The sequence below is a fragment of the Streptomyces sp. TRM68367 genome, assembly GCF_014495685.1.
Lineage (GTDB): Bacteria > Actinomycetota > Actinomycetes > Streptomycetales > Streptomycetaceae > Streptomyces.
On sequence record NZ_JACTVI010000002.1, the window covers coordinates 274,221 to 285,699 of the forward strand.

14 protein-coding genes and 1 pseudogene are annotated in these 11,479 nt (G+C 67.6%); 5 read left to right on the plus strand and 10 right to left on the minus strand.

Features of this window, described 5'->3' with window-relative positions:
- Positions 1–5: 5 nt before the first annotated feature.
- From H8R17_RS02780 to H8R17_RS02815, 9 genes and pseudogenes are all read right to left on the minus strand, one after another.
- A complete protein-coding gene (locus tag H8R17_RS02780) occupies positions 6–956 on the minus strand; it encodes a thymidylate synthase (RefSeq protein ID WP_187821463.1) in 951 nt (316 codons plus the stop codon).
- Entirely contained in the window at positions 953–2,803 is a 1,851-nt protein-coding gene (locus H8R17_RS02785) for a hypothetical protein (RefSeq protein WP_187821464.1), read from the minus strand. The genes H8R17_RS02780 and H8R17_RS02785 overlap by 4 nt, the downstream gene beginning before the upstream one ends.
- Complete coding sequence (locus H8R17_RS46240) at positions 2,800–3,231, minus strand: HAD hydrolase-like protein (RefSeq protein ID WP_316959293.1); 432 nt, start codon at positions 3,229–3,231, stop codon at positions 2,800–2,802. The genes H8R17_RS02785 and H8R17_RS46240 overlap by 4 nt, the downstream gene beginning before the upstream one ends.
- Positions 3,153–3,518, minus strand: a pseudogene (locus H8R17_RS48525) (HAD family hydrolase); the annotation flags it as partial. The gene H8R17_RS46240 and the pseudogene H8R17_RS48525, both read right to left, overlap by 79 nt.
- Before the next feature lie 33 nt (positions 3,519–3,551).
- The gene (locus tag H8R17_RS02795; RefSeq protein ID WP_187821465.1) at positions 3,552–4,034 is read right to left on the minus strand and encodes a DUF6082 family protein; all 483 of its coding nucleotides are present in this window, start codon (positions 4,032–4,034) and stop codon (positions 3,552–3,554) included.
- A 166-nt stretch (positions 4,035–4,200) separates the two neighbouring features.
- On the minus strand, positions 4,201–4,806 hold the full coding sequence (locus tag H8R17_RS02800; RefSeq protein ID WP_187821466.1) for a bifunctional 2-polyprenyl-6-hydroxyphenol methylase/3-demethylubiquinol 3-O-methyltransferase UbiG: 606 nt from the start codon (positions 4,804–4,806) through the stop codon (positions 4,201–4,203).
- Positions 4,803–5,057 carry a hypothetical protein gene (locus H8R17_RS02805; protein WP_187821467.1) on the minus strand — a complete coding sequence of 85 codons (255 nt, stop codon included), beginning with the start codon at positions 5,055–5,057 and terminating at the stop codon, positions 4,803–4,805. The genes H8R17_RS02800 and H8R17_RS02805 overlap by 4 nt, the downstream gene beginning before the upstream one ends.
- 130 nt (positions 5,058–5,187) lie before the next feature.
- Positions 5,188–5,547 (minus strand): hypothetical protein, encoded by a 360-nt coding sequence (locus H8R17_RS46250; RefSeq protein WP_262504936.1) that lies wholly within the window; start codon positions 5,545–5,547, stop codon positions 5,188–5,190.
- Positions 5,548–5,771: 224 nt separating this feature from the next.
- Entirely contained in the window at positions 5,772–6,281 is a 510-nt protein-coding gene (locus H8R17_RS02815) for an anti-sigma regulatory factor (protein ID WP_187821469.1), read from the minus strand.
- A gap of 128 nt (positions 6,282–6,409) precedes the next feature.
- Here H8R17_RS02815 and H8R17_RS02820 point away from each other — a divergent pair, with 128 nt between their 5' ends.
- Positions 6,410–7,654, plus strand: a complete 1,245-nt coding sequence (locus H8R17_RS02820) for a helix-turn-helix domain-containing protein (protein WP_187821470.1) — start codon at positions 6,410–6,412, stop codon at positions 7,652–7,654.
- Positions 7,655–7,704: 50 nt separating this feature from the next.
- Here the strand turns inward: H8R17_RS02820 and cutA are convergent, their stop codons facing one another.
- On the minus strand, positions 7,705–8,031 hold the full coding sequence (gene cutA, locus H8R17_RS02825) for a divalent-cation tolerance protein CutA (protein WP_187821471.1): 327 nt from the start codon (positions 8,029–8,031) through the stop codon (positions 7,705–7,707).
- Positions 8,032–8,606: 575 nt separating this feature from the next.
- On the opposite strand from cutA, the gene H8R17_RS49055 reads away from it, so the two are divergent.
- The 4 genes from H8R17_RS49055 (at position 8,607) to H8R17_RS02845 (ending at position 11,130) form a co-directional block, all read left to right on the plus strand.
- Entirely contained in the window at positions 8,607–8,975 is a 369-nt protein-coding gene (locus tag H8R17_RS49055) for a helix-turn-helix domain-containing protein (protein WP_187821472.1), read from the plus strand.
- A 214-nt stretch (positions 8,976–9,189) separates the two neighbouring features.
- Positions 9,190–9,429: a helix-turn-helix domain-containing protein gene (locus tag H8R17_RS02835; protein ID WP_262504938.1), complete on the plus strand. Its 240-nt coding sequence runs from the start codon at positions 9,190–9,192 to the stop codon at positions 9,427–9,429.
- Positions 9,430–9,467: 38 nt separating this feature from the next.
- On the plus strand, positions 9,468–10,703 hold the full coding sequence (locus tag H8R17_RS02840; RefSeq protein WP_316959289.1) for a tyrosine-type recombinase/integrase: 1,236 nt from the start codon (positions 9,468–9,470) through the stop codon (positions 10,701–10,703).
- A gap of 283 nt (positions 10,704–10,986) precedes the next feature.
- Positions 10,987–11,130 (plus strand): hypothetical protein, encoded by a 144-nt coding sequence (locus H8R17_RS02845; RefSeq protein WP_187821473.1) that lies wholly within the window; start codon positions 10,987–10,989, stop codon positions 11,128–11,130.
- Positions 11,131–11,479 lie beyond the last annotated feature (349 nt).

Sequence of the window (11,479 nt, forward strand, 5' to 3'; positions counted from 1 at the left end):
GGCGGTCACCTCGCCCCGGCCGTCGCGGCGGGCTTGGTCCAGCGCCGCTTCAGTTCTCCGTACCAGGCGGTGAGGGCTTGGCCGAGGGGACCGTCGATCTTGTCGGCCGCCCGCCATGCCTGCTCGCGCTTACCGTCCTTCCACAGCCGGTAGCTGTGCAGCGTCTCGGCCATCGTGTCCCAGCCGGGGTGGCCGGTCACATCGCGGGCCTCGACTTGGTCGAGCAGGGCGTCGAAGCCCGTCCACGGCGTTCGCAGCTCGGGCATGAGCGGGCTCGCCGTGAGCGAGGTCAGCAGCTCGGCCTGCTCGACGTGCTCGTCGTAGATGTGCAGCGAGCCGACGTGCAGGTGGAATTCGCCCAGCTCCGCGTCGAGCCACCCGGCGACCAGCTCGTGCAGCACGGTGTAGAAGAACACGTCGTACGGCATGCCGATCCACACGTCCTGGCCGCGCATCATGGTCGCCATGTGCAGGCGGCCGTCGCGCAGGTGGAAGCGGAAGCCGAGGGTGCAGGGCACGTCCTTGTGCCCTGCGGCGTCCTGGGCCGGGTCGTAGAGCTGGATCAGGGCCCGCCGGGAGTCGGGGTCCTCCTTGAGGATCTCCACGACACGGGCCAGCTGGTCCACCTTGCCGGCCCAGTTCCGCATCCTGGGCCCGTACGCGCCGAGGAGGACGCCGTCGTCGGCGTACTGCCGCAGCCGTGCGTTGTAGTCGAAGATCCACGAGTCGTCGGATCCGGACAAGTGCCAGACCGTCTCGGCGACCGCGAAGGCCGGGTTCACGAGCCGGGTCGGCGGCGCGTAGAGCAGGCGGGCGCGCGGCTGGGTGAGCAGCAGGTGGACGTCACGGACTTCCCGCGTGGCCATGCCCCGGGGGCTGACCTTCTCGCCGGACTTGGCCAGCGTGACAGCGCCGGAGAACAGCTCGGCCATGCTGTCGGCGGTGAGGTGTGTCATCGGACGGTTGCTCCTTCGCCCTGGGGCGACGCAGAGGCGCCCGGGGCATCGTGGTGGACGGATTCGGATGATCTGGTGGCGGATTCGGCGCGGTGGGTGATGAGGCGAGCGACCTGTGCCGCGCTGTCGCCGCGCCACCGGCACACCGCGTCCATGGCCGTCTGCGGGATGGGCATGTGCGGTTCACGCAGTGCGGAAAGCGCTTCGGCGACGCCACCGGCGTCGTGGCACCGGGTCGCGAGGCCGTGGCCGGCCAGGTCCAGCGTGCGTTCGCCCGGCGGGCCGATTTCGAGGACCGGGACGCCGAGCAGCGCGGCCTCGATCCCGCACGTCGAGTACGCACTCGCCAGGGCGTCGGCCCCGGCGAGGCAGCCCCGCGCGCCGACCCGCGGATCGGCCACGGCCACGAGCGGCCCGCCGTCCCGCTTCAGCAGCGTGGTGAAGGCATCGGCGCCCTGTGCCGGGTGCGGAGCGATGACGAGCCCCCAGCCGCCGTCCGCCGCGCTCAGACCGTCCAGGAGGAGGTCCGCTTGGGCCTTGAGGTGACCGGGGCTGAACGGCTGACATGCCCACACCGCGATCCGGGTGGGGGCGCGGCGGTTGCCCGGAGCCAGCACCTTCTCCAGGTACCGCCGCTGTGCCTCACGGCCGAGGCCGGCGAGCACGTCGAAGCGGGGCTGTCCCAGCACGTGCACCTCGGCGTCAGGGCGGCGCACCCACGCTCGTCCCAGGGGGATGTCCCGTTCGCCCATGACGACGATGTCGCGGCTGTGCAGTGCCGGCCAGGCGACCGACTCTGCGGTCCACGCTCCGTGCTGGACGTGGACCGTGTTCGCGTCGTGCCGCTCGGCCGTGTGCGCGGCCAGTGCGCCCAGCGGGCTGGTGTCGTTGCTCAGGAGGATGGTGTGCGGCCGGGTCGCGGCGAGGACGCTGGCGAGCCAGCTCTCTGCTCGGAGGAGGGTCCGCCATGACGGCTGGGTGCACCCGCCGCTGGTTTCGAGGAGCACGGACAAGAGCCGTACGAGACGTGCGAGTTGGAGGCCGTGGCCCTTGGCGCGGACGACGTGCTCGTCGTCGGGCAGGTGCAGGCCCTCTGCGGTGCCGGAGAGGGTGAAGAGGTCGCTCGGTGCCGAGCGCAAGTCGATGCCCGTGGCCGTCGGCGCGGAGCACCGCTCCGCAGGGTCGGTGGCGACATCGAGCAGGAGGCTCGTCCGTCCGTCGCGCGCCAGCTCGGCGAGAACCGGCATAAGGGTGGCAGCGTGGCGGGAGGTCCAGGACAGCGCCACGACGTCTCGCTGCTGCAGGTCCGCGGGGAGCGGGCTCGGCTCCGTGTTCGCCGTGCTGGCCCGGGAGCGGTTGCGTAACTGGGCTGAACGGGTCGGGTTGTGCGGAGCCGCGGCCCCGAGCAGGTACGCGATGCCGGACCAGGTGACGGTGTAGGCCAGGTACTCCCGCGAGCTGCTCGTACGGAGTCCGACTAGCCCCTCGTACGGGGCGAGAGCCAGGGGCCCCGGAGCCGAGGCGAACGGCTCCCAGGCGTTCAGGGCCAGGAGTTTGCGCACGATCTCGGCCACGAAGCGCCGAACGGGAACGTGCTGGACGTGAAGCCAGCCAGCTCCGCCCGGTGTGGAGGCGAGCGAGGCGCCGTAGCGTTCCAGGGAGTCCATGACGCTCTCGACGAGAGCGCGCAGCTCCTGCCGGTCGACGGGGATGGCCTCCAGATCCCCGGTCCGGATGTGGTCGGTCTTCACGTGGTCCAGGGCGCCGCTACCGACGAGAGCCCACCTGGGCTTGCCGGCGAAGCTGGAGCGGACCAAGCCCAGGCCACCGGTCGCACGGAGGCTCACGACAGGCTCCCCTCAATGAACGGCTCGTGGGAGCGCAGGAGTTGCAGCAACTCCTTGGGCGATCCGGCGACCTCGGGTGCGGGGGAGGCGGGCTGCCCGTATCCCCACTCGGCATGGACGTAGGCGACACCAGCGCGGGCGGCCGATTCCTGGTCGACCGCCATGTCCCCCACGTACATGGCTGCGGCGGGATCGGCTCCGAGATCGACCAGGGCGAGGAGGATCGGGTCGGGGGCCGGCTTCGCCCGGCCCGCCCCCGCGGGGGTACGGATGGTCGCGAAGGGGCAACGAGGTGCGAGAGGAGCGGGGCGGCGCGGTCGACGTGCTTCGACGTCACCACACCCAGCCGCCAGTCGGCGGCCACGAAGGCGTGGAGCACCTCGACAACGCCGGTGAATTCCTGCGCGAGGTGTGCGGCGACGACGGATTGCGTTTCGTACGTCCGGCGGACTGCCTCGATGTCGGTCACGCCCAGCCGCTGCATGATGTCGCCGAATTCGCGCCCCAGGTGACGCTCGTAGTCGTGAAACGGAAGGGTGATGCCGTGAACCTCTTGGACCTTCCGCCACGCCTCCTGCATCACCGGACGGGTGTCGAGCAGGACGCCGTCGAGGTCGAGAAGAAGTGCACGCTGCGTGCTATCGCCGGCTGTGATGATGGGCGTAGGCGGAGCCGGTGGTATCGGAGCGGGAACGGTCATGGTCGTCCTCCTCATCAGGGGTGGCTGTCGGCAGCAGGGCGGCGCGACTCAGAGGGCCGAGACCGGTTCGAGTTCGCACTCGGGGTACTGGTTGGGCCCGCCGGCCTCCTCGAACGCCGCATTGAGCAGCGCCACATGCATGCGGTCGCGCCGGCCTCTGGATTGCAGCGCACGTCCGTGGCGGGACAGGGCCCACGCCTTGAGGGCCGTGGGGTCCTTCATGAAGTTCTTCGCGTTCTGCCGCAGCACGGCCGGTGTGAAGACCCCGAGGTTGAGACCGGTGCGCCAGAACTCGAGCCACCACTGGCACATCAGCAGGGGGCCCGATTCATCCTCCTCGACGTGATCGGGGTGGTTGTGCACCCATATCGGGTCCAAGTCCGGATGTGTCGTCGCGACTTCGAGCATGCGGCCGTGGGCCTTGTGCATCGCCAGCTCCAGGAGCTGCCGGTGCTGCAGGTGCCGCTGGGCGGTGTGCACCGCGGACGCGACGGCAACGGTGGCGGCCAGAGTGAGAACGGGACGGTTCATCTGCTACCTAATTTGCTCGCGGGTGGGTGGGGATGACGCGGGGCGACTCGCACCCCTCTGACGGACTGCGTGGGCGACGGCTCAACCGGCGGCAGCTTCTCTCTCACCGGCTCGACTTGAGGTAAGGAAATGCCGGGCTGACGAGTGGACGCTGGTGCCGAGGAAGTCACAAGGTCCGGTGGCGCGGGTCGGACAGGAACAGCGCGGTGTGTCTGCCGAGCCAGCAGCGTCCCTGTTCCGCCCAGCCGTGCTGGAGGTCCTGCACTTGTTCCTCGGTGAAGCCGCGCTGCCAGGGCCTCTCGTCCGGTTCACCCCGGCGCTCGGACCAGACACGGACAAGGACGTACAACTGCCCGCCAGGGCGCAACCAACGACGAGCGTCGACCATGAAACGGGGGTGGTCGATGAACGGCAGGATGTTGCGGCAAACGATGAGGTCGAGCGAGCCGGGCTGCAGCCGAGGCGGGATTGCCCCCGCGTCGAAATCGTGCACGCCGTAGTGCAGTCGACCGTTGGCGCCTTGCCGATGCGCGGTCCGGATCGCGATCGGCGAGAAGTCCAGGCCCAGCACGTCGTAGCCCCAACGGGAGAGCTGTCGGCTGAAGCTGCCGATGCCGCAGCCGACGTCGAGTACGGATGCCCCGGCGTGCGGGTTGACGTGCTGGAGAAAGCGGTCGACCTCGGCGTCGGTCACGAGGCGGTCTATGGCCCGACCCTCGCCATACCAGGCATCCCACTGGTCGGGACTGAGGCGATGCAACAGCGACTTCATGCTGCGTCCTGCGGGTCATCAGTCGAAGCCGAGGCCGCCCCGTTCCTCGAAGTCGGCAGGCGGGAGAGCCGGTGGAAGCGGGAGAGGTTGAAGCCGCCACCCTGCACCTCGCCGACGGGGACAGCGAAGAGATCGAGTCCGGCCTCGCTGGGCGGTTCCGGGGCGGCCTCCTGGATGGCGAGGAGGGCCTCGCCCTGCTCGCGGTGCGGCAGGAGCTGCGGCGCCCGGTCGGCGTGTCCCTCGAATGTCATGGTGGGCCCCTGGTCAGGTGAAGTTGAAGGTGATGGCGAGCACGGCGAACACGGTGGCGATGAGGAGGACCTGGACGCTGATCTGCCTCCAGCCCCAGCCCTTCTCGTCCATCCAGCGCAGCGGACGCCTTCAAGTCGGCGCAGTAGGCTCCTCGGGGATCACGAGGTGTACGAACGCCTGGTACCGCTCGCCCAGATGCTTGATCACGGCGTGGTACTCGTCGTCGCTGGAGCTGATGTTGTGCCGGTCGAGAACGATCACGCCGTCCGCGAATTCGCCTTGGACCAGTCGTTCGACTTCCCGCCAACCGGGGCGCTGCCAGGGGGGCATGTAGATGCTCCGGCCCGTGCGCGAGCCGGGGAAGTACGTCGTGGACACGGGGACGGCAACATCGTGGAGCCTCGCTCCTATCGCGTAGCCGTGCTGCTCGGCCTCGGCCTGGAGGGTGTGCCAATCCTCGTCGGGACTGGCTCCCGGACTCAGTATCAAGCTGTACGCCAGGAGGCAAAGCTGCCGGTCGCCGCTTTGGCGTTCGCGCCTTCCGACAGCCTCGCGATGGAAGTGCTGACGGAGCTTACGGAGCTGCCCATTGCGGGAGTGGCGCTCCAACGGGTCGGGACTGCGGTGTCGCCACCGGATCCGATCGTTGCCGGCATCCGGCCAGCCGCCGGACGACTGCAACTCCCGACCCTGATCACGGTCGGCCACAGGGCTCAACACGTCGGATCGAAGGTTGGTTGCTGTGTGCGGCGACATGGGGGTGCCTCCGTAAGAGTGGGAATGACCGCATATGTAGTCCGGCCGCTGCCGGCCACGCCCCACCGGTGTGACAGGCGTGCTACTAGGAGCAGCCCTCGCCCGCCCAGGTCGTTGGCGCCGGCGCGTCGCCGCTTGGCCGGGGCGGTGCTCCCGTCGGTGACCTCGATCCGGAGCTGGTGGTTGCCGTACCGCACCCGCAGACCCACAGCCCCAGAGCCGTGACTGATCGCGTTGGTCACCAACTCTGAGACGACAAGCTGGGCGTCTTCTGCCGGGGCGTCCGGCAGGGCCCACTGCCTCAGCACGGCCGCTGTGGTGCCTCGTGCTTGAGCGACGTGAATACTCGCCGGCGCCATGACCATCTCGAAGGCCAGCGGAGACACGGCCGGCGCGCTGCTGGCGGCGGTGGGCCCGCCGTCAGTCATCCCAGGTTGGGGAGGCGTTGCTGCCCGGTGCGTGGTCATGTGCCCATCGCACCGTGGTGTCGCGATCCGGAACAGGGGAAACCTGAGGGGGAAAACTTTGTCAAGGGGGGAAAACAAGGGGGGAGTTGGGGTCAGGATTGGATTCCCCACCGATAGAGGTCACACTCATGGCAGCAGATCCGTTCGCCGAACTACTCCGTCAGCTGCGCCGTAACGCGGACCGATCGCAGGATGAGCAGGCGGATGCGATCAACGCGGCCTCGGGCCGGGCGACGGTGACCCGCCGAGAGGTCAGTCGGTACGAGAACGGTGAGAACGTCCCTACGAACCACACACTTGGGCACATCGCTGTGGCCTGCGGCGTCCCATTGGAGCCGCTCCTGCGGGAGGCGAAGGCCGCCCGAGTCAGGCGGAGGAAGAAGGACGACGCTGAAGGGGAGGACCTGGACGACGTGAAGCGCCGAACGCTGCTGGGAGGCGCCATCGTCGGCGCGGCTGCCGCTGCCGAGCCTTGGGGCCGACTCGCCTACGCGCTCAGCAAGGGAGCCAGGATCGACCCCGAGTCCGCGTCGGTGCTCATCGATCACGCGGCCGAGTTGCATGTGGACGAGCTGAGTGAAGGCGCACGCAGTTTGCAGCACCGGGTCGAGTCTCACCTCGACGCGATCACGGCGGCCCTTCCCCGCGCTGGCGGCCACGAGCGAGCGCTGACCATCGCGGCGGGGGAAACCGCGGCCCTTGCCGGATGGGTCGCCTGGGACCTGGGGGAACACGATAAGGCTGCTGCCTATTACCGGGTGACCTCGGAGTGCGCGAAGGAGGCCGGGCACCCGCCCTTGCGCGCCCTGGCGCTTGGCTACGCGAGCTACGGTGCCGCTACCCCGGGTAAGGCGCTGGAGATGCTGTCACAGGCGGCTCAGGATGTGCGGGGGCATGGCAACGCGACAGCTGCGGCGTGGGCATTGGGACGGTACGCGGAGGAAGCGGCTCAATCAGCTGACGAAGCCGGCGCTCTCCGGGCCCTGGAGCAGGCGAGATTCGCGTATGACTTCGCGAATCACACGAGCGAGCAGGCGTGGGTCCGCTTCGTGACGCCGTACCGGATGGACTCACTGGCGCTTTCGGTATACGGCGAACTCAAGCGCCAAGAACTGACGGTCACAGCCGACTCCGCGGTCGAGCGCCTCGGTAAGGGACTGCCTGAGTCTGGAGTGGTGGTCCTCGGGGACCTGGCGTCGGCGCTTCTGCGCGGCGGCGACGTAGACCGTGGGGCCTACGTCGCGCGCCAGTTCGCCGCAGCAGCGGAGTCAAAGCCGAACACCATGGGACGTCAGCGGGCGCAGAGCATCGCTGCCTGGCTCCCCGACACGGAGCGCGACCTGGCCGGCCACTTGCTGGCGTTCGCGTCGTGAGCCATCCCGGCGAGCAGGCTCGGTGACGGTGAGGCGCCGGGTGGCGTGCCCTACTGCGGGTGAGTCTCCTCGACCACCCAGGACAGGTACGCCTCCGATCCTCCGGTCACGGGCAGCGTGATCCACTGGGGGACGTCATACGGATGCTTCTCATGCAGCCACGCCTCCAGTGCCGGGAGACGGTCCGTTGACGTCATGTACGAGATCCGCCACTCCTGCGCCGTCTCGACCTTCCCCTTCCACCAGTAGAAGGCGGTGATAGGCGCATCGATGTGAACGCCCGCTGCCAGCTTGCTCTCAACCGCGCCTCGGGCCAGTGCCTTCGCCTGATCCTCGTCGTCACTGGTCGTCTGCGCGATCACAATCTCGTGGGTCATGCATCTACCTCTCCAGCTCGGGTACCGCGACCCTACTCAGCCGTCCAGCGCATGCCGACGGGCGGTCGCTACCGGTGAGGGTGGGTGGGACTCACCCACCGACCTGGATCACTCAGGCGGCAGCCCGTCATCCCGGGTGGCGCGTCGCTTCGACGCCACGGTGAAGGTCCTCTCGTCGACGAGGTCGTGTAACGGCTTCGTGATGCAGGTATCGGCGCATGCCTTGCGCCTCAACGGGTCCGTGGAGAAGGGCTCCAGGCAGCTGGCGGTATGCATTCTGCTGAAGTCGGCCCGGGAAACGGGCCGGTCGAAAGACCGGAACCGCGCCCCGGGCCGACTTCACCACATTCGCCCACGGCAGACAGGAAATAGCTCCGAAAGACTGGATAGCTGCGCCGGGTCCATGTCAACGTACAACGTCCCGTAGAACATCAGGCCAGACGGTGCTACTGCTCGGCTGCGGTCAGGATTCCGGAAATCCTCGGAATGACACGCCGTATGAGTTGTCCCCTGCTGGCGTGGCCCCAACCTGGGAGGCGCATCTGTCTGAGTCGGCTATCCGATCCGCCCGCTTCATGTCACCCGCGCTCTTTGCCCTTGGCGCACTGAACGCTTGGGCCGGCCAAACGGCGGGTGACTACCTTGCAGTATCCAACGGGCTCTGTGTCTGCGTCTGCGCGGCCGGCCTGTTCGGTGAAGATCTCCTGCAACGGGGATACCGAGGTGATCGCATCGTCCTCGCGTATGTTGCACGGCATCCCGGTGCCACTACGCGGCAAGTGGCGCAGACCCTCGGGATTCCCGAGCGCCGCGCCACGGCGAATCTCGACCGGCTTACGGTCGACGGCCTGCTGGTAGTCGTCTCAGAGGGCGCGCCCCGAGCCCTGCGCTCGTATCTGCTTGCCCTCGGCGACGGCGAGCCCAAGCAGATGCCGGGCTCGTGATGCGGCGCGCAACATAGACCACGATCGCCGGTTAGCCAAACCGGCGATCCTCACGACCATTGAGGAGTTCGCGGCAGCTGCGCTTGGCGGTGGAGCTGTTGTGGACGCCGTGGCGGCACCGGAACTCGGTGGTCGAAGAGCAGGGTGCTGTCCTCGGCTGCACACATGACCGCGGTGCCCGTCGCGCAATCGCTAAGGCACCTCGCCGAGGGAGATGCGCAGTGGCTGTCTGGCCGAAGAATTCCGGTGGAGCGACCGAGGGCGTGACGATTTGACCGCCGGCGGGAGCAATCGCTTGCTGACACCGGAAGAGGTTGCCGCGTGGCTCAAGGTGAGCGAAATCACCGTGAAGAACAAGTACCGGACGTGGGGGATTAAGGCCCAGAAGGTCGGCCGTCTCCTGCGATTCCGTGAGCGCGACATAGTCGCCTACCTAGAAGAAAACTATGGGTAAGGCTGTTTGGCCATGCCTCGGTATGTGAAAGGGGCCGCGTGGCTACCGTTTTCCAGCGCTGCAAGACCGACAAGCGGAACAAGAACTATCCGTGCGAGAAGGTGCGATGCGGGCATGACTGGACCGTTCGCTTCCGCGAGCCCGGAGGCCGCACTGGACGGCAGCGCGAGGAGAGCTTCGCGAAGAAGACACAGGCAGAGGCTCACGGCGTCAAAATGGAGGCCGATAAAGACCAGGGTGTCTACATCGACCCAAGCGCCGGAAAGATAAGTCTGCGGGTGTACGCAGACGACTGGCTGCAACGCCGGAGTGTCGGTGAATCGACAGCCTCGAACTACCAGGGATTTCTCGACAACCACCTCGTGCCGCACCTTGGGGCGAAGACGCTTGTCTCGATCACGAAGCGAGACATCGAGCACTTCAAGGCGGCGATCCTCAAGGTTCTCGCGGAAAGTACCGTGCACGACCGCATGAAGATGGTGAAGCACATCTTCTGGTCGGCCAAAGAGGAAAAGCTGATCCAAGAGGATCCGACGAAGGGCGTCGACACCAAGCCCACTAACGTCGCGGTCGACGAGGATGAGATCCCGACGCTGGTGGAGGTAAACCTCATCCATCAGCACATCTCGCCTCAGTACAAGCTGACGGTCCCCCTGCAGGCCGGCGCGGGCCTGCGCATCAGTGAGGCGCTGGCGTTCCACACCGGCTGCCTGCGTGATGACTTCATCCGGGTTCGCTGGCAGATCAGCGCGAAGGCCAACCGCGAGGACTGCAAGACGAGGCTCGTTCCGCTCAAGCACCGGCAGGAGGGCGAGTACCGCGATGTGCCGGTGGCGCCGTTCATCGTCGACGAATGTCATGAGCATGAGGTCACATGGCGGCCGATCCCCCTTGAGTTTCAGGACAAGGCCGGACGGCCGCGGGTGGTCGAGGTCTTCTTTCCGCCGCGCGATCGCGGGAAGGGCGTCATGCCCACGGCTACCACCTACGCGTACCACTTCCGGAAGGCGCAGATCGCGGCTGGCCTCACCAAGCCCGATGGGACCGCGAAGTACACCCCGCACTCGCTGCGGCACTTCTTCGCCTCGACCGCATTGGCAAACAGCGTGCCGATCCACGAGGTCTCGCGCTGGCTCGGCCACAAGTCGATCAAGACCACCGTGGACATCTACGGTCACCTGGTCCCCGAGGCGTGGGATCGTTGTCGAGACGTCATGCAGAACGCCATGCGCCCGGCGGTGACAGACTCGGACGAGTCTGCCTCCGCAGCGTGACGTGCTGGATGTGCTGGATGAGTCCCGACGGTGCTGGATCGGTGCTGGATATGATCAGCGTGACGGGCGTTTCCGCAGGTGAGAGCTCTGCGTTGAACGTTCCGCTTCAATGTGTAGTGGCTGACGTACCACCACGTCACTGATCTGGCAAACATGCAGGTCGTAAGGGGTCCGACTGTTCGGGGTCGGGCCCCTGGCTTTTTCCCGTGCTGGGATCGTGCTGGGATGCTGGGAGGCTCCCGTGCTGAGTCGTGCACCGCGGCGGTCGGCGAGGGGGAGGTAGATGGCGCGAACGGCCCTTCCTCTTCCCCCCGAGGAACGCACCACCGGTACCCGCGTACGGCGGGAACGCCTCGTCGTGGCTCATATCGACGGTCCGTTGCGCGACGATGCCCCCACGCTCCTGCTGCGCTACCGCGACCGCTGACCTTCCCCTGGCCGGCACACCTCACTGGCCCCAGTACGGCTCGCTCGCCTCCCGTACCCGGCCGTCCGCCTCCAGCACCAGAAAGCGGTCGAAGCTCCTGGCGAACCAGCGGTCGTGGGTGACCGCGAGAACGGTCCCCTGGTGTAGCCCTTCCGCTCGCGCAGCACCCTGTCGAGACGAGCGTTGACCGAGCCGCCCAGGCAATGGTTGCCGATCAGCATCGCGTCCCAGGACGGGTCCGCAGCACCTGGCGCGACCCGGCCTAGGTCCTGTCTGGAGTTCGGATCACGAGTGTGGTGCGATGCTGCGGAGCCAGAGCATCGCACCACACAGGTGCAGTCCGGCCTCG